This is a genomic window from Streptomyces subrutilus (assembly GCF_001746425.1).
Taxonomy (GTDB): domain Bacteria; phylum Actinomycetota; class Actinomycetes; order Streptomycetales; family Streptomycetaceae; genus Streptomyces; species Streptomyces subrutilus_A.
This window is the reverse complement of sequence record NZ_MEHK01000001.1, coordinates 1,239,273-1,257,319: the sequence shown is the minus strand read 5'-3', so window position 1 is coordinate 1,257,319 and position 18,047 is coordinate 1,239,273. Positions and strand designations below refer to the sequence as shown.

At 72.7% G+C, this 18,047-nt stretch carries 14 protein-coding genes; 4 read left to right on the top strand and 10 right to left on the bottom strand.

The features are described 5' to 3' along the window. Positions 1 to 36: 36 nt before the first annotated feature. The 6 genes from BGK67_RS06625 to BGK67_RS06600 form a co-directional block, all read right to left on the bottom strand. Entirely contained in the window at positions 37 to 1,386 is a 1,350-nt protein-coding gene (locus BGK67_RS06625) for an MFS transporter (RefSeq protein WP_079154052.1), read from the bottom strand. Between the two features lie 78 nt (positions 1,387 to 1,464). Beyond that, positions 1,465 to 2,574: a M14 family metallopeptidase gene (locus tag BGK67_RS06620; protein WP_069919030.1), complete on the bottom strand. Its 1,110-nt coding sequence runs from the start codon at positions 2,572 to 2,574 to the stop codon at positions 1,465 to 1,467. Between the two features lie 63 nt (positions 2,575 to 2,637). Then, a complete protein-coding gene (locus tag BGK67_RS06615; protein ID WP_141754016.1) occupies positions 2,638 to 3,405 on the bottom strand; it encodes a hypothetical protein in 768 nt (255 codons plus the stop codon). Positions 3,406 to 3,417: 12 nt separating this feature from the next. Beyond that, on the bottom strand, positions 3,418 to 4,146 hold the full coding sequence (locus tag BGK67_RS06610) for a hypothetical protein (protein WP_069919028.1): 729 nt from the start codon (positions 4,144 to 4,146) through the stop codon (positions 3,418 to 3,420). A 23-nt stretch (positions 4,147 to 4,169) separates the two neighbouring features. Beyond that, on the bottom strand, positions 4,170 to 5,258 hold the full coding sequence (locus BGK67_RS06605; protein ID WP_069919027.1) for a hypothetical protein: 1,089 nt from the start codon (positions 5,256 to 5,258) through the stop codon (positions 4,170 to 4,172). Positions 5,259 to 5,456: 198 nt separating this feature from the next. Then, positions 5,457 to 6,524 (bottom strand): hypothetical protein, encoded by a 1,068-nt coding sequence (locus tag BGK67_RS06600; protein ID WP_069919026.1) that lies wholly within the window; start codon positions 6,522 to 6,524, stop codon positions 5,457 to 5,459. A 319-nt stretch (positions 6,525 to 6,843) separates the two neighbouring features. On the opposite strand from BGK67_RS06600, the gene BGK67_RS06595 reads away from it, so the two are divergent. The 4 genes from BGK67_RS06595 (at position 6,844) to BGK67_RS06580 (ending at position 9,750) form a co-directional block, all read left to right on the top strand. Further along, positions 6,844 to 7,404, top strand: a complete 561-nt coding sequence (locus BGK67_RS06595) for a hypothetical protein (RefSeq protein WP_107488781.1) — start codon at positions 6,844 to 6,846, stop codon at positions 7,402 to 7,404. An 84-nt stretch (positions 7,405 to 7,488) separates the two neighbouring features. Then, positions 7,489 to 7,962: a hypothetical protein gene (locus BGK67_RS06590; RefSeq protein ID WP_069919025.1), complete on the top strand. Its 474-nt coding sequence runs from the start codon at positions 7,489 to 7,491 to the stop codon at positions 7,960 to 7,962. 77 nt (positions 7,963 to 8,039) lie between these two features. Next, positions 8,040 to 8,621, top strand: coding sequence for a hypothetical protein (locus tag BGK67_RS38735; protein ID WP_069919024.1), 582 nt, complete (start codon positions 8,040 to 8,042; stop codon positions 8,619 to 8,621). A gap of 130 nt (positions 8,622 to 8,751) precedes the next feature. Next, complete coding sequence (locus BGK67_RS06580) at positions 8,752 to 9,750, top strand: serine/threonine-protein kinase (RefSeq protein ID WP_069919023.1); 999 nt, start codon at positions 8,752 to 8,754, stop codon at positions 9,748 to 9,750. A 19-nt stretch (positions 9,751 to 9,769) separates the two neighbouring features. On the opposite strand, the gene BGK67_RS06575 is transcribed toward BGK67_RS06580, so the two are convergent. From BGK67_RS06575 to BGK67_RS06560, 4 genes are all read right to left on the bottom strand, one after another. Then, the gene (locus tag BGK67_RS06575) at positions 9,770 to 10,000 is read right to left on the bottom strand and encodes a response regulator transcription factor (protein WP_069919022.1); all 231 of its coding nucleotides are present in this window, start codon (positions 9,998 to 10,000) and stop codon (positions 9,770 to 9,772) included. A 170-nt stretch (positions 10,001 to 10,170) separates the two neighbouring features. Then, entirely contained in the window at positions 10,171 to 12,561 is a 2,391-nt protein-coding gene (locus tag BGK67_RS06570) for a SpoIIE family protein phosphatase (RefSeq protein ID WP_069919021.1), read from the bottom strand. A 103-nt stretch (positions 12,562 to 12,664) separates the two neighbouring features. Next, entirely contained in the window at positions 12,665 to 13,330 is a 666-nt protein-coding gene (locus BGK67_RS06565) for a 4'-phosphopantetheinyl transferase family protein (RefSeq protein ID WP_069919020.1), read from the bottom strand. 8 nt (positions 13,331 to 13,338) lie between these two features. Beyond that, a complete protein-coding gene (locus BGK67_RS06560) occupies positions 13,339 to 18,027 on the bottom strand; it encodes a type I polyketide synthase (RefSeq protein ID WP_069919019.1) in 4,689 nt (1,562 codons plus the stop codon). Positions 18,028 to 18,047 lie beyond the last annotated feature (20 nt).

The following is an 18,047-nucleotide window of genomic DNA, read 5'->3' as shown; positions in this document are numbered from 1 at the left end:
GTCTTTTCCTCCTGAGTAGTGCGTGGGCTGCCTGCCTCACTTGCCGACGGTGGCCTCCGCACCGGTGCCGAGGCCCTCGCCGGACCCCGCCGCGCCGTCCGGCTCGGTACGCGGCGGCTTGCGGTCGGCGGCAGGCGTGGGACGCACACCCAGCCAGGCGGCCCCCACCGCGAGCAGCCCGACGGCCCCGCAGCCGAGCCACAGGCCGTCTCCGAACCGGTTCCAGAGCATGACGCCGAGGAACGGGCCCACCGCGGTGCCGAGTCCGTACAGCGAGTTCGACGCGCCCAGGTAGCGGCCGCGCAGCTCGGGCGGGCCGGCCTGCGCCGGATAGGCGAAGAAGAGCGTCGGATAGCCGATGATCTCGCCGAGCGACCAGACGAGGGTCGCGATCACCAGCGCGGCGATCCCCCACGGCAGCGCGTACAGGCTCATTCCGATGCCGGTCAGCGCCACACCGGCGATCACCGCGATCCGGGCCGGCCAGCGCTGCACCACCTTGGCGACCAGCAGTTCGCAGGTGATGACGAGCGCGCCGTTCAGCGCGACCATCGCGGCGTACACGCCGGTGCCCAGGCCGAGGTGCTTGACCGTCAGCGGAAGGGTCGAGACGTACTGGATGTAGATGAGGGAGCTCGCGAACATCGCCAGCAGGAACAGCACGTAGCGGCCGTCCGACAGCACCGCCAGATAGCTCGGCTTGCGGCCCGCCGCAGTCCCCGGCTCCGCGGCTCCTGCCGCCTCGTTCTCCCCGGACCCGCCCGGGGCCCGGGGCAGGGTCACCCCGGCCACGGTCGCGAAGACCAGGATCGCCACCGCCTCGCCCCAGAAGAGGAAGTCCCACGACACCTGGACCAGCGCCGCGCCCAGCAGCGGGGCCGCGGTCGTACCGAGGTTGATGGCCAGCCGGACCATGGCGAAGATCATGACCTGGCGTTCGGCGGGGATCAGCTGGCTGATCATGCTCGTGGACGCGGGGCGGTACGCCTGGCTCAGGGCCGCGCCGCCTCCGATGACCACCAGGATCGCCGCGTAGCTGTCCAGGTAGAGGACCGCGGGGAACAGCAGCGCCGAGCCCACCAGCGTCGACATGATGGTCAGCCGCGGCCCGACCCGGTCGGACATCCAGCCGCCGGTGAGCACCCCCAGCACGGTCCCCGCGCCGTAGACGCCGAGTGCGATGCCGGCCTGGGTGTCGGAGAACCCGCGCTGCGTCATGTACAGCACCATGAAGACCTGGATGAAACCGCCGAGTCTGTTCACCGCGGTGCCGACGAGCAGGGACTTCACCGCTGTCGGTGACTCCCGCCAGACCGTCTTGACCCCGACGTGGGCGGGCTGTGGCTCCGTCTCGTTCACTGCGGAGGGGGAATCGCTGCTTGCCATGGGATTACTCTGCGATGGTGCAGGCCAGGGCGACAGTGGCCAGACTGACGTCCGTCCACGATTTCCTGCCACGCGCCGTCATCGGGCTTCCTCCGGCTTCGCGTCCGCGAGGCCGGCGAGCGCCTGGCCGAAGACCTCGCGCGCCCGCCGGCCGATCCGCTCGCGCCAGGTGGCGTCGTCCGCCGGGCAGAACGCCGCACGGATCAGCTGCTTGAGTTCGGAGCGGACCGCCTCGCCCGGCGCGTGGCGGCGGTGCAGCCACGCGTCCGCGCACAGCGCGAGCAGCACCTCGGGACCGGGCTGGGTGCCGAACTCCAGGGTGATGGCCGTGAGCCGGCCGTCCGGCCCCAGGCCGTCGGCCACCGCGGTCGCGGTATTGCCCACGATGGGCGTCGACGAGGAGGTGCCCAGCTCCGAGGCGGTGAGCGCGTCCCCGTACCAGCGCCGGGCCCGTTCGTGGGCATCGGGGTCGCGGCCGCCGCGGAAGATCGGCTCGCCGACACCCCGTTCGCCGAGCCCCGTGTGCAGGTCGATGTAGGCGACGTGCGCGGCGCCGGCGATCTGCTCGGCCACAACCGTCCGGAACACCCGCTGGGACCAGACGGGCCGCACACCGCCGTAGAACAGGCCGTCGGCGTGCCGGTACTGGCCCCGGGTGACCGCCTCCTGCAGGGTCTGCGGGCCGAGCCGGTCGCGGAGTGCGTTCAGGCCGGCCACCAGCTCGCCCGGGGCGAAGGCGGGGGAGTCGGGCGGCAGCAGAGCCGGGTGGACGGCGTCGTACGCGTCGTTGTGGGGCGGCGCGGCATGGTCGACGAAGTTCCGGTTGAGGTCGACATTGTCCTCGTTGACCCGCCGCAGGTACGCGAAGCCGTACGGGTTGAGGGCGTGCACGAGCAGCACGCCCGTCCCCGGCCCGGCCTGCCTCGCCATCCCCTCCCGCAGCAGGATCCCGGTCTGGCACGCCGAGCCGCAGAAGCCCTCGATGCCGTGCGTCCCGGAGACCGTCACCAGCAGCTTGCGCGGGCCGGGCGGCCCCACGTAGGCGGTGTCGACGCAGAGCTCGCCGCCGTCGGGCCCCCGGTGCCCCGGCAGCGCGAACGACCTCAGTCGGGCGCCGGCCGCTTCGGCGGCGCGCAGGAAGTCCGCGCGGGCCCGCGCGTAGTCGGAGGGAAAGGCGACGTCTGCCATGGCTGTCTCGCGTTCCTCGAGGTCCGAAATCCGAATTCCGTGCTTCCGGGTCCGGTACGGGCCTCAGCCGCGCCCGGAGGGCAGCGGTACACCCAGCGCCGCGAGGATCGAGTGCGCCCCGTCCTGCGTGGGGACGTGCAGCATGCACAGCACCCGGTCGCCGGGCGCCGCGTGCCGTTCGAAGTACGCGTTCGCCTCGGGCACGTAGCTGGTGGGCCGCTCCCGGTAGAGGTCGCGCGGACGCCCGATGTCCGGGAAGACGCCCCGGGCAGCGTCGAAGGGCGCGCCGGGCGCGAGCGCCGCGGCCACCTCGGCGGCCAGCGCCTCCTGGCTGTCGTCCTCGCCCGCCAGATCCGGGTACATGCCGATGTCCGGATGCCCGCTGAACGCCGACATCGCGCAGTGCACCACGGGGTTGTACGTCTTGAGCGCGATCACCTCGGGGAACGGGCGGCCGTCGGCCAGCAGCCGGGCGAAGTGGACGGACCAGCTCTCACCGAAGACCGGGCCGTTGCGGTACTTGTCGCCCACGAACTGGATCATGACGTGCAGGCAGGAGCGCCCCGACGGGATCCGCGCCCAGTGCGACGTGAGCAGCGAGACCACGCGGTCGCGCTCCCGGTCCACCCCGACGACGACGTAGTCGGCATCGGTCAGCATGTCGCGGCGGAGCGTGAACAGCTGGCGGGTCTGCAGCCCCGGCATGGTCTCCACCAGGCCGTCCACGATCCACTTCTCGGTCTCGGTGGGCAGCTCCCGGCCGGGCGGCAGGGCCATCACCTCGACTCCCTGCCGCCCGATCGGCCGTGCGCCCCGGTCGTTGTCCGGCACGGACGGCCCCGCTCAGACGTCGGCCGAGGTGGGCAGCGGGATCTGGGCCCCGGTGCGGCCGAGCACCGTGAGCTGGTGCAGCTCGACGAAGTAGAGCTTCCACAGCCAGTACACGTGGTTGAGGTGCTCGACGACCTTCTGCTCGTCCGCGTCCGAGGTGACCAGGGTGCTCATCACCCGCCACACGAAGTCGTCGTGGTCGTCGTCGAGGTCGGTGTTGACGTGGGCGCGCGCGCCCTTCACGTTCTCCTGGCCGAGGACGTTCTCCAGGTTGTCCAGCCACTCGGGCTGGGTGCGGGTGGTCACGTACTCCACGAAGTACACGCTGGTGATCAGCGCGAGCGGGCTGTCCTCGAACTCCATGCCGTACTGGAGGTAGCCGGTGAGCAGCTTCGTGGAGAGCATCGGCTCGGTGGAGTAGATCTGGTCCTTGGTGACGCCGACCTTGGCGAGGTCCGCCGCGAACAGCCGGTCGTGCAGCATCTCGTCGTCGGTGTAGTGCGCCCAGGCCTTGGCCTGCACCGGGTCGACCTTGGTGAAGTACTTGATGGCCAGCGCGTCGATGGTGCGCTTGCGGCGCAGCCGCAGGATGGTCTCGATGTTGTGGCGCTTGTAGTAGTCCAGGTTGAGTTCGGCCGCGTTCTTCTGGTGCTGGGCGAACGGGACCGTCTCGTAGAAGTCCTTGATGAAGGTGTCGAGGATCGCGTCGACCCGCTTGCGCAGTTCCGGGTTGATGGTCATGGGCTTGCTTCCCTCCTGTGGGGTCAGTGGCAGCCGCAGCTCGCGCTGGAGACGCGCTGCATCCGTCCTCGGCGCACCGCCTTGCGGGCGCCGAGGACGGCGGTTCCGTCCGATGTCAGCAGCGAGCTGCGGGGGCAGAGGAAGGCCAGGGCGAAGCGCGTGGCGGGGGTGATGCCGATGCCGAGGTTGACCACGCCGCCGGTGGCGCCGTACACCTCGTTGGGTCCGCAGTTCGCCGGAATGACCTCTGTGGTGGTGTTGATCCCGAAGCCGAGTTCCCATATGACGCGGTAACGCGGATCGTCGGTGAGGAGCTTGTCCAGCTCCGCGGCGGCCGGCGCGGCCCCCGAGGTCTGCGGGGTGACCCCCTCGATGCGGCCGGCGGTGACGTGGAGCGTGACGGCGTGTGACACGAGGGGGGAGAGCGCCTCGAACAGCCGCTGCTGCTCGGCACCGTCGGCGGGGTCCGCGTGCCGGTGCACGATCGGCCACCCGCGCAGCGTCAGGTCCCCGTTGAGACCGAGCAGCCGGGCTTCCGGCTCGAAGGTGGTGATCTCCGCGGCGGTGACGCTCAGTTTGCCGGAGGGGAAGATCTGCTGGTCGCCGGGTTCCAGGACGCCCGCCTGCTGGTTCCAGACGCACTCGCCCACCGTGTGGTCGAACTCGGCTTCCGTGCCGGAGGCGTCGTCCACGATCGTCAGCCGGTCGCTGTCCCCGACGAGGTCGAAGAACTCCTCCGCGGTGGCCGCCTGCTGGGCGATGTCGGTCTTCGCCGCGCTGCGCAGGAAGTAGCGGACGTACTCGTCGGTGAGCGGGGTGGAGCCGGCGGGCAGTACGGCCAGCTTGCGCGCGCCCAGCTCCTGCGGCGTGGGCGAGTCGAGGAAGCGGCCGGGACAGACGGCCAGGACGTGCGCGTCCGGCGGAACGCTCCGCTCGATCAGTGTGCCCAGGCGCGTACCGCGCGGCAGTGTCAGGTGGATCACGCGGGAATACCCGTCACCGGGCGGCAACGAGATGTGCTCGCCGCCGTCCTCACTCGTGATCAGACAGAAAGTCTCGGCCGGCTCGCCGAACTGACCGAAATCATGGGTGGTGAGCTCCAGCGGTGACACGGGCGAACTCCCTACGGTGAGAAGACGAGAACCCCGTGGCGGGGCATTCGCATGCCCCGCCACGGGTCGGTACTCAGCCCAGGAGCGTGCCCAGGTAGTTGCGGTTCTTCTGCACCTTGATCTTCTTCATGACAGTCACCTCCTGTTTGAATCGGATTCTGTTGCATTCACCCCGAACGGTCCGAAGGTCGAAAGCCGCTAGTCCGCGGTGACGACCCTCTCCACCGTGGGGTGGTCCGGGTGGCCGATCAGCGCCAGTCCATTGCTCGTGAGGACGCGCGTGTCGGGCGAAATGATGTCCAGGTGGTATTGGGTGTACGGAGTGAGCCCGAGGCCGTAGTGGAGGCAGCCTTCCGTGCCGCCGTACACCTCGTTCATGGCGTGGTTGCCGGGAAGGATGTCGAGGGACGTGTTCAGCGCGTGGCCGATCTCCCACACGATCCGGTAGCGGGAGTCCACCGCGAACATCTGCTCCAGCATCGCCACGGCCGGCGCGGCTCCCGGGTCCAGGGCCTCCAGGCGCGTGATCCTGCCGTCCTCGACCGTGGCCTTGATGGCGTTGTCGCGCATCGTCCAGAGCTGGGAGTGGATGCGGGCCTGGTCGGTCCGGGAGAAGGACGGGGTGCCGTTGTGCAGGATCGGGTAGCCGCGCAGCGTGATCTCGCCCTCCAGCGGCAGTTTCAGGGCCTCGTCGAACTCCCTGATCTCCACCGGCAGCACGCTGATCTCGCCGGACGGCACGATCTGCTGGTCGCCCCACTCGAGCGGCCCGGCCTGCTGGTTCCACACCAGGCCGTCGCGGAGGTGGTCCAGTACGGCCCGGGTGCCGTGCACGGGGTCGGCGTACACCAGGTGCTCGGCCTCTTCGGCGAGCTCGAAGAACGTGTCGCAGAACGCCGCCTGGTCGGCCGACGAGGTCCGCTCCATGACCCCGAGGAAGTGCCGGATCTCGTCGAGGGTGGTGGGCGTCGAGTTGCACGCCATGCCCATGATCTTCCGCTGCCCCACCAGATCGGGATCCGGGGACGCGAAGAACCGGTGGGGTGAGATCACCAGGATGTGGGCCGGCTCCGGGATCCGCTTTTCGAGGATGTCCTCGAAACGGTCACCCGTGCCCATCGGAATCGTGAGGTAGCCCTTGTATGCGGCGGATTCGACGATCTCGAACTGATCGACCAATTCGGGGTTCGTGACCAGGCAGAAAGTGCTTCCGGTGGCTTCACCGAACTGGCTGAAGCGTCCGGGATCGATGGATATCCGAGTCATGATCACTCCCTCGTGGCCTGTGCCGCTCGCCCTCGCCGTGGTCACTACTTTGGCCGCCGGGGGCCACCGCTCGCTATAGGACCAATGTCCCGGGGGAGCTCCGCACCTGTTCAGGGCGTTGTGGAGGCGCGCGGGCGGGGTTTTATCCGACGTTTAGGGGCGTGTCAAGTCCCGACTTTCCGGAACGTGACCCGGGTGTTCCCGCCGGGGCTTACTTGTGGTGCGGGCCTCACCGGAAACGAAATGAGGCGACAAACAACCGCACCGCCCCATCCCCGGGGCACTTCGATCCATCACCTTTAATAGCTTGGAGAAAATCATGAACCGCAAGATTCGTATCGCCACGCTCATCGCTTCCGCTGCTGTGATCGGCGGAGGGATCGCCCTCCCCGCTTCCACGGCCATGGCGGCTCCGATGCCCGGTCATGTCATCTCCTTCGTGGAGGACGGTGGGGCCGGAGGCAAGGGCGGCAAGGGCGGGGGCGGCGGCCTCGTCGGCGGCGGCGGTGGTTCCGGCGGCGCCGGCGGTGGCAGCGTCACCGGCACCGGCGGCGAGGGCGGAGACGGTGGCGCCGGTGGCGACGGGCTCCTCGTCGGCGGTGGCGGCGGTGGCGGCGGCGGTGGTGGCGAAGGCCGCATCGGTGGCGCCGGCGGTGACGGCGGCGACGGCGGCTTCGGAATCATCGAGGGCGGCGAGGGCGGTGGCGGTGGCGGCGGCGGTGACGGCCGGCTGATCGGTGGCAAGGGCGGCAGCGGCGGCGACGGCGGCTTCAGCATCTTCAACGGCGGCAAGGGCGGGGACGCCGGCGACGGCGGCTTCGGCGGCCTGATCGGCGGCCTCGGCGGCGACGGCGGGAGCGGCGGCGGCTCCCTGTTCTGATCGGAGCGCCCGGCCCACGGGGGAGGCCCTCCGGCCTCCCCCTCCACCCCCGACCCCTTCTTGACCACACCCACGGAGAACCCCATGTTCACGATTTCCTGGCAGCGCCCGCTCATCCTGGCCGCGACCTCGATCGCTCTGGTCACCGGTACGGCCGTCACCGCGCAGGCGTCGGTGCACCACAGCCCGGCGGGCGTCACCTCGGCTGCCGTGGCCGATGCCTCCACCTGCATCGGGGGCGGAAAGGGCGGAGAAGGCGGAAAGGGCGGCGAGGGCGGCAAGGGCGGCCGGCCGGGCCGGCCGGGTGAGCCCGGCAAGCCCGGCGGGGTGGGCTGCGTCCTCGGATTCGACGACCTCCCCGACAAGAAGAAGTCGGACCTGACGGTGGTGGACAAGGTGCGCATCGTGCTGACCCTGCTGGCCGACGACTCGGACGAGACCAAGGAGAAGATCGCCAAGAAGTACGACATCTCGGAGGAGCAGCTCGACACCTGGAAGCGCCAGTACGTCGACGGCGACTGGTTCGCCCTGATGGGAAGCGGCCTCAGCACCTCGTGAGGCCGGGGGGCCAGCGGGCCGGCGGACGGACCGCCGGCCCGCTTCTCGAAACCGATATCCAGCCAACGGAGAATCACATGCGCATCCGACGTTCTTGGAAGTTCCGCCTCGGTCTCGTCGTGTCGACCACGCTGCTCGGCGCCGGCGCCATGACCCCCGCCGCCATGGCGGCCCCCGCCCCGTCCGTCCAGACGGCCCCGGCCCTCGGCCAGGAGTACGGCTCCGCGTACAGCGGCGACGACCGGCCCGGCGGCGGCCGCTTCGGCAGCGGCTCGTTGGGCGGCGTCAACGTGGGCAACGGCAGCGTCCGCGTCGGCGACAAGGTCTGTGCGGGCAAGTGCGACGGATCGGTGAACGGCACCAACGGCAAGGGCACCGCCGGCGGCGTCTGCGCCGGGCTCTGCAACGGCAGCGCCAACGGCGGCGCCGGAGCCACCGGCCCGACGGGCGGCACCGGCCAGACCGGAGGCAGGGGCGGGGTCTGCGTCGGCGTGTGCAACGGCAGCGTCAACGGCGGCAACGGCGGCAACGGCGGGGCCGCGCGCCCCGGCGGCGACGGCGGAGCCGGCGGCCTCGGCGGCGACGGCGGAATCTGCGTCGGCGTCGGCTGCCAGACCAGCGGCTTCGGCGGCCGCGGCGGCGACGGCGGAGCCGGCTGACCCGCGTGACAGGCGGAGCGTGTGCCACCCGCAGCCCGTCACCCGCTCCGGCGGGTGGCGGGCACGGCCGTGGACCACTCGATAGACTTCTCGGTACGGCTGGTCGCGGACGATCGAGGACGGGGTCGGCATGACGGCACCGAACCTGAGCAGCTACACGGGCCGGCCCTCCGCCCTGATCGGGAAGCAGATCGCGGGCTACCGGGTCGAGCGCATGCTCGGCCGCGGCGGCATGGCCGTCGTCTACTGCGCCAAGGACCTGCGCCTGGACCGTACGGTCGCCCTCAAGCTGATCGCCCCGGAGCGGGCCCGCGACGAAACCTTCCGCCGCCGCTTCACCCACGAGTCACGGGTGGCCGCGTCCATCGACCACCCGCACATCGTGCCCATCTTCGAAGCCGGCGAGACCGACGGCGTCCTGTACATCGCCATGCGCTACGTCTCCGGCCTGGACCTGCGCGCCCTGCTGGACCGGGAGGGCCGGCTCCCCGTCGCGACCGCCCTGCGCATCGCCGCCCAGGTGGCCTCCGCCCTCGACGCGGCCCACGAACACGATCTGGTGCACCGGGACGTCAAGCCCGGCAACATCCTGGTGGCCGCGGGAACCGACAGCGAGCACCCCGAGCACATCTACCTCACGGACTTCGGACTGACGAAGCGGGCGCTCTCGCTCACCGGGTTCACCCACACCGGAGAGTTCGTGGGCACGCTCGACTACATGGCGCCGGAGCAGATCTCCGGCCGGCCGGTGGACGGCAGGTGCGACCTCTACAGCCTGGCGTGCGTCGTCTACGAAACCCTCGCCGGCGGGCCGCCCTTCGAGCGCGACGACGCCGCGGCCCTGCTGTGGGCGCACCAATACGACGGGCCCCCTCTCCTGACGGAGAGGAGGCCGGATGTCGCGCGTGCGGCGGACGAGGTGATGTGCAAAGCCCTGGCGAAGGTGCCCGAGGACCGCTACGGGTCCTGCCTGGAGTTCGTGGCAGCCCTGCGGGCCGCCACCGGGCACGGCCGTCGCGGCGCTCAGCCGCCCGCGCCGGACTCCCGGTCTCCCGGGGTCCCGGAGGACACGGCGCCCCTGCCGGAGCCGCCGGCCTGGGCCGGGCCGGTCTTCCGCGGGCCGCTGTAGGAGCCCCGGACCGCGCCGTTCACATCCCCAGGGCGATCGCCAGCCGGGTCAGCTCCGCCGTGGTGTTGGCGCCCAGCTTGGCGCGGATCCGGCGGAGGTAGGCGTCGACCGTGTGCTTGGAGAGCCCCATGCTGCGGGCCGTCTGCAGGTAGGTGCACCCTGCGGCGATGTGCCGCAGTGCTTCCTGCTCACGCGGGGCCAGCGCGGGTGCGGGGGCTTCGGCGTGCGGCGGGACGAGGGTGAGGCTCATGATTTCCTCCGACGGGGCGGTGCGGTCATCACTGCTCACGTCCTCGGAAGCAGGGGACTTGTCAGCGAATGTCGCCGTATGTCCCTGATAAAGAGACTGTTCGCGCGACTTCATGACACGGTCCGCCGACCGTCACAGGCGTGTCACAGGCGACCCCGGCGCCGCCCGCCTCAGTACCCCACGAGGGTCTGCTCGGCCCAGATGGTCTTGCCGATGGGGGCGTGCCGGGTGCCCCAGCGGTGGGCGAGCTGCGCGACCAGCAGCAGGCCCCGTCCGCCCTCGTCGAAGGTACGGGCACGCCGCAGGTGGGGGGCGGTGTTGCTCGAGTCGGACACCTCGCAGATCAAGGTGTTGTTCTCGTGGATCAGCCGCAGCTGGATGGGCGGCCGGCCGTAGCGGATGGCGTTGGTGACCAGTTCGCTGACCACGAGCTCGGCGACGAAGGCGGCCTCGTCCAGGCCCCAGGCCGTCAGCTGCTCGGTGGTGTACCGGCGGGCCCCGGCGACGACGGAGGGGTCGGAGGGCAGGTCCCACACGACGACCTTGTCGGCGTGCAGGGCCCGGGTGCGGGCCACGAGCAGGGCGACGTCGTCCTCGGGAGGGTGGGTCAGCATCGCCGTCAGCACCCGGTCGCAGACCGTGTCCAGCGTGGTCGCGGGACGGGCGAGGGCCGCGAACATCCCGTCCAGGGCCTCGTCGATGTCGTGGTCCCGGGCCTGCAGCAGGCCGTCCGTGTACAGGGCGATCACACTGCCCTCGGGAAGCTCGACGTCGACGGGCTCGAAGGGCAGGCCCCCCAGACCCAGCGGCGGGCCGGCGGGGACGTCGAGGAGGTACACGGAGCCCTCGGGGGAGACCACCACGGGCGGCGGGTGGCCGGCCCGGGCGACGGTGCAGTGCCGGGTGACCGGGTCGTACACCACGTACAGGCAGGTGGTGCCGATGCCCCCGGCGGCCTCCCCGGCCGCGTCCCGGTCGGCCTCGTCGGCGGCCAGGTGGATGATCAGGTCGTCCAGGTGGGTGAGCAGCTCGTCGGGCGGCAGGTCGACGTCGGCCAGCGTGCGCACCGCCGTGCGCAGCCGGCCCATGGTGGCCGCGGCCCGCATGCCGTGTCCGACGACATCGCCCACGACCAGCGCCACCCGGGCGCCGGACAGCGGGATCACGTCGAACCAGTCGCCGCCCACGCCCGCGTCGGTACCGGCGGGCAGGTAGCGGGAGGCGGTCTCGAGCGCCGCGTGCGCGGGCAGCGTCTGCGGGAGCAGGCTGCGCTGCAGGGTCATGGTGCTGGTGTGCTCCCGGTTGAACCGGCGCGCCTTGTGCATGCTGACGGCGGCCCTGCCCGCGAGCTCCTGGGCCAGCCACAGGTCCTCCGGCTGGAAGGGCTCCTGGCGCTGGTGCCGGCCGAAGAGGGCCAGTCCCAGCGCGGCGCCGCCGGCCCGCAGCGGCACCACCATCATCGAGTGGGTCCCCCACTCGCCGATCCAGGCGGCCCCGGGATCCTCGGCCATCCACCGGGCGACCGGCGCGTCGGCCGTCGCGTACACGGCTCCGCGGCCCGCGGCCAGGCACTCGACCGGGGGTGACAGCGGCGGATAGACGGTCGTCCCGCCGACGGCGACCTGCGACTCCGGATTCCCCTCGAGGACCGACCGCGCGGCCGCACGGGACACCGCGACCGGCCCCGCCACCGGGCCGGTGGCGGGCTCCTCGCCGCGCGCGGACGGCTCCAGCAGGTCGACGACCGCGAAGTCCGCGAACCGGGGTACGGCCGCCTCGGCCAGCTCCTGCGCGGTGCGGGAGGTGTCCGTGGTGGTGCCGATGCGGGCGCCGCCGTCGTCCGGCAGCAGCATCAGCTGCTGTTCACCCTCGATGCCGGTCCTGTCGTGCGCGGCCAGGAACACCCCGTGCACCCGGCCGTCCCGGTCCCGCAACGGCGCCAGCGAGGTATCCCAGCCGTGCTCCGTGCTGGCCCCCGAGGGACGGACGAACGCCTGCACGTCCTGCGGCTCACCGGTCTCCAGCACCAGGCGCATCCTGCGCTCGGTCTCGTCGCTCACCGGATCCGGGGCGATGTCCGGCAGGCGCAGCCCGCGCATCTCGGCCTCGCTGAGGGACAGTGTGCGCTCCATGCCCGCGTTCGCCCGCAGCAGCCGCAGATCCGCGTCGAAGACCGCCAGGAAGCAGGGGGACTGGGTGAACGCCGACTCCTCGAGCCGTCCGCCCCAGGTCGAACCGGGCTCGCCCACCGCGGACACCACGAACCATTTGGCCGCCCCGCCGGTCGACGTCCAGCGGTGCGCGAGCAGCCCCACCTCCAGCCGCCGGCCGTCACGGTGCCGCAGCGCCACCGTGCCGCTCCACCGCTCCTGCCCTGGCGGCATCCGCCACGCCGTGTCACCGGTGCCGTCGGCGAGCAGGCGGGCAGCGGGCAGCCCCACCACCTCGGAGGCCGCGTAGCCGAGCAGCCGGGAGGCCTCCTCGCTCCACTCGGTCACGACGCCCTGTTCGCTGAGGGTGGCCGTGGCGGTGTATGCCGGCTCATGGAAGGCGTCGGTCATCTCACCCTCGCTATTCCTGCCGCTGATCCACGGCAACCTGCACGGCCAGGGGCTCCACTGACAAGCATCATCCGGCCGGGCGAGGAGCACCAACGCAGTGGCGTCACGGCCGCGCCGCCCCGTGCGCGAGGACGAGCGCGAGGACCGCCTCGCCCGCCTGCCACACCATCGCGCGGCGCCGTCCGCCGAGTACCGGCGGCCATAGGCCCAGGATCGGGACGCCGCGCGGAGCGGCGCCGAAGATGCCGCTCCGGTCGGCCTTCACCGCGGCTTCCTTGAGGGCCCAGGCCCCGGCCAAGGCGTCGGGCCGGTCCGTACCGGTCAGCGAGAGTTCCCGGGGCGACAGGGCGTGGTCCGCGACCCGGCGGACCGCGTCGGCCGAGGCGGTCTCGCACAGGTCCACGCCCACCGGCTCCGGCGCGAGGGCCGCGGCGACGTGGCGGGCGGTGTGGCTGATGGATACGTGCGCGCCGGGCACCGGGCAGCCGCCGACACGGACGTACGGGCTGCCGTCGCTCCGCGGGAGGATCTCCACGTCGTGCGCCGGAACGGCGAGGAGCTCGCCGGCCAGGCGCTTGGCGAGCAGCCGGCCGGCCACCCACTCGGCCCGCCGCCCGGCCGGCAGCGCGCCGGCCACGCGCCGTTCGGCGGACGACAGCGGCGCCACCTCATGGAGGTCGCGGCGCCGGGCCACGGTGAGGAGGGCTCCGCCCCACCGGTGCGGGTGTCCCGGCGCGATCGGCTGGAAGCCGCGGTGCACGGTGTCCATGACGGGGGTCAGGCGGCGGCGGGGACCGCGTCCAGGCGCCGCAGCTCGCGCTCCAGCACGGTCACGGTCCGCCGGATCTGGTCGGGCGTGTGGTCGCGGGTGACGAAGAAGCGCAGCCGCGCCATCTCCTCGGGCACCGCCGGGTAGAGGATCGGATTGACACTGATGCCCTGCTCGAACAGGGCCTCGGCGAGGCGCAGGGTCTTCAGCGAGTCCCCGACGATGCACGGGACGATCGCCGTGTCGCTGCTGTCCCCGATGTCGATGCCCGCCTCGCGCGCCAGCCGGACGAACAGGGCGGCGTTCGTCGCGAGACGCGTGACGCGCTCCGGCTCGGCACGCAGCACGCGCAGGGCCGTCAGGGAGGCGGCGGTGTCGGCCGGGGTCATGCCGGCGCTGAAGACGAAGCCGGGAACGGTGTAGCGCAGGTACTCCACGACCGAGCGGCTGCCGGCCACGTAGCCACCGCAGCTCGCCATCGCCTTGGACAGCGTGCCCGACCACAGTTCCACCGCCGAGCGGTCGATGCCGAAGTGCTCGCCGATGCCGCGCCCCGTCGCACCGATGGTCCCGATGCTGTGCGCCTCGTCGATCATCAGCAGCGCGCCGTGCCGGTCCTTGACCTCGACGAGGGCGGGCAGGTCGGCGATGTCCCCGTCCATGCTGTACACGCCCTCGACGACGACGAGCACCCGCCGGTACTGGTGGCGGACCTGCGTGAGGACGGCGTCGAGGGCGGCCGCGTCGTTGTGGGGGAACGGCCTGCGGGTCGCGCCGGAGAGCTTGCAGCCCTGCAGGATGCTGTCGTGGGACAGGGAGTCGTGGATGACCAGGTCCCCGGGTCCGACGAGGTGTCCGATCACGGTCACGTTGGTCGCGTGCCCGTTGGCCAGAGTGATCGCGGCCTCGCAGCCGAGCAGGCCGGCGAGTTCGGTGTCGAGCTCCAGGTGGAGCGGACGGCTGCCGGACAGCAGCCTGCTGGCGGACACCGACGTGCCGTAGCGCTCGATCGCCTCCTTGGCCGCCGCGTTCACCTGGGGGTGGGTGGCCATGCCCAGGTAGTTGTAGCTGGAGAAGGAGAGGAGTTCCCGGCCGTCGACGACGGTGGTGTCCGTCATGCCGCCCTCGTGCACGAGGAAGTACGGGTTCGGCAGCCCCATCCCCGCGAGCGAGGCGATGCGCTCGCCGTGGGCGGCGACCTCCGGGAAGCATTCGATCCGCGTGTGCTCCTCGGGCAGCGGGGCGGCGGCGCGGACCGGCTCGCCCGCCGCCGGGGCGTCGGCCGGATCGGCCGCCTCCTCCGGGGTTTCGCCGGCGTGGGCGGCGCGCTGCGCGGGGACGGCTGCCGGTGCGGAGTCCGGGGCCAGGCCCGCGATCGCCGCGGCGATCCGGCCCGCCGTCGGCCGGTCGGCGGTCGTGTCGTCGAAGGTCCACGACGGCCACTGCCGCCCCAGGGAGGTGAACAGGTCGGTGAGCATCAGCGAGTCGAAGCCGAGCTCGTCGACCAGGAGCTGGTCCGCGCGCAGCCGGTCCACCGGGAACGCGCTGATCCGGGCCACGTGGCCGAGCACCGCGGCGGTGACCTCGCCGATGTCCCCGGCCGGAACCGTGCCCTCTGCCGGGGCGACAAGGGTCAGGGGGGTGGAGGCGACGGGGGCGGGCGGGGCCGTTGGAGCAGGAGGAGCCGCGGGGGACACGGGGGCCTGGGCGGCTGGGGCCGGGAGGGCCTCGGTGAGGCGCGTCAGCAGGGTCACCTGCTGCCGGGCCAGTTCGAGCAGTTCGTTCACCGGAAGGTTCTCGGGGCGGTCCATCGGGATCTCCTCAGCGGGTGCGGGTGCGGGTGCGGGTGCGGATTCGGGTGCGGGCCGGCGCGGGGCCGGCCCGGCGGGGGTGTCCTGCGGCGCGGGGCGCCGCGCGGGCACCCAGTAGGACTGGGTGTCGAGCCGAGCCACCGGCAGGTCCAGCTGCCGGCGGTCCTCCCGGGCGACCAGGGCGCGCGGGTCGACCGGGGCGCCCAGGACCGCGAGCCGGGCGAGGGCCAGCACCAGGTCGCGTCCGCTGTCCGGAGCCGTGCCCGTGGCGGGTACGACGTGCACGTCGCCGTGGCCCGCCAGGTCGCGGCGGACCGCGGTGAGGAGCGAGCTGCCGCCGCTCACCTGGACGAAGACGCGCGCCCCCTGCTCGTAGGCGGCGGCGACGGCCTCGCCGAACCGGACCGGCGCCGACGCGTGCCGCGCCCACAGCTCGCGCAGCCGCTCGGGGTCGGCGCAGACGGCCGCGTCCACCGACGAGACGAACGGCAGGGCGGGACCGCTGATCCGCCGGCCGGCGAGGTCCGCGCGCATCGTCTCGTCGGCGTGGGCCAGCAGCGGCGAGTGGAAGGGGTGGGACACGTCGAGCGCCGCGGTGACGATCCCCGCGTCCGCGCAGGCCTGCCGCATGGCGGCGAGCCCGCGCGGCGTGCCGCTGACCACGACCTGCCGCCGCTGATTGAAACAGGCGGGCCACACCTCGTCGATGCCGTCCAGGAGCCCGCGGCAGGTCTCCTCGTCGCTCTGTACGGCGAGCATTCCGCCCGCGAGGCCCGCCCCGGCCTCCCGCAGGGCCGCTCCCCGGTGGACCAGGAGCCGGACGGTGTCCTCGTCGGTGAGCGCGCCGGCCGCCGCGGCCGCCGCGAACTCGCCGACGCTGTGGCCGAGGACGAGGTCGGGAGCGACGCCGCAGTCGGCGAGGAGGCGGGTGGCCGCGATCTGGACGGCGCCGAGCAGCGGCTGGCACACCTCGGTGGCGGCGAGCCGCCGCCTGTGCTCTTCGGGGTCGCCGGCCCCCGCCCCGCCGTACAGCAGCTCGGCGAGGTCGAAGCCGCTGTCGCGCCGGGCCACGGCGCCGAGGGCGTCCACGGCCGACCGGAAGCCGGTGAACCGCTCGTACAGGTCCCGCATCATGCCGGGCCGCTGACTGCCCTGGCCGGGGAACAGGAAGGCGATGCGGCGCTGTTCGGCCGGCAGCGGAGCGTCCGCGGCGAAGGCGCCCTCGCCGAGGTCGCCCAGGCTGCCGCCCGCTCTGTCGGCGAGCTGCCGGCGCGCGTACCGCAGCCGCTCGGTGAACTCCTCCGTGTCGCCGGCCACGATCGCGAGGCGGGCCGTCAGCGCCCGCCGCCCGCCCAGGGTGTGCGCCACCGCCGCCAGCGGAGCCCGGGGCGCGCCGTCCAGGGTGTCGAGCACCTCGCCGATGTGCCGCTCCAGCAGCTCACGGCTGCCGGCCGACAGCAGGACCAGATGGGGCGCCGGGGTCTCGGTGCGTACCGAGAGGCGGCGCCGGGCCGGAGCGGGCTGCTCCTCCAGCACCACGTGCACGTTCGTGCCGCCGAAGCCGAACGAGCTGACGGCGGCGCGCCGCGGGGCGCCCCCGCGCGGCCAGGGCCGCGCGCTGTCCGCGATGCGCAGGCCCGCGGCGCAGATGCCCAGGTCCGGGTGGGGGCTGGTCCGCGGCTGCGGCACGATAGTGCCGTGGTGCACCACCAGGGCCGTCTTGATCAGCCCCGCGATGCCCGCCGCGGACAGCGAGTGCCCGATGAGGGCCTTGCCGGCGGCGAGGTAGCACAGGGCGGGGTCGTCGTCGGGGTATTCGGTGCGCAGCCGCCGCAGCGCCTCGACCTCGGCCCGGTCGCCGACCGAGGTGCCGGTGCCGTGGGCCTCGATGAAGCCGACGGAGGAGGGGGTGACCGCCGCGTCGTCGTAGGCCCGGCGCATGGCGCGCAGCTGGCCTTCGGGGGTGGGCACCAGCGGCCCGGGGGAGGACCCGTCGTTGGCCGAGCCGATGCCCTTGACCACCGCGTAGATCCGGTCGCCGGCGGCGAGCGCGTCGGCCAGCGGCCGGATGACGACGGCGCCGGCGCCCTCGCCGAGGACGAACCCGTCGGCCTCCTCGTCGAACGGGCGGCACACCCCCGCGGCCGACAGGGCGCGGAGCCGGGAGAAGCCGACCAGGCCGTCGGGCGTGAGGTTGAGGTACACGCCGCCGACGACCGCGATCCGGCAGGTGCCCTGGCGCACCTGGGCGATCGCCTGGTCCAGGGCGACCAGCGAGCCGGAGCAGGCGGCGTCGACGGCGAAGCTGGGACCGCCGAGGTCGAACTGCCGGCTGACGGTGCCGGACGCCATGTTGAGGAGGCTGCCCGGCAGGGTGAAGCTCTGGATGCTGCCGAGCCGGGCCGCCTGCTCCTTCACGGCGTCGAGGCCCGCGCGGTCGTCCTCGGCGAGGGACTCCTCCGCCAGGCTGATGGCGCGGATCGGGGCCGCCATCAGGTCCTTGTAGTCGGACACCGACAGTCCGAGGAACACCCCGGTGTTCTCCCGGTCGAAGTCCCCGCGGCCCATCCCGGCGTCGTCGAGCGCCTCGCGGGTCACGTCGAGCATCAGCCGGTGCTGCGGGTCCATGGCCCGGGCGCGGGCCGGCGGCACCCCGTAGTGCAGGGCGTCGAAACGGTCCACGTCCTCCAGGAAGGCGACCTGGTCGGTGTAGGCGGCGTTGGGGGCCGACCGGTTGCCGGGCTCGTGGAACATCCCGTGGTTCCAGCGCTCCTTCGGTACGGCGGAGAACTGCCGCTCCCCGCTCAGCAGGAGCTCCCAGTAGGCGCGGACGTCCGGGGCGCCGGGGAAGCGGCAGCCGAGTCCGGTGATGGCGATGTCAGACATGACGGGTCTTCCTTGTCGGG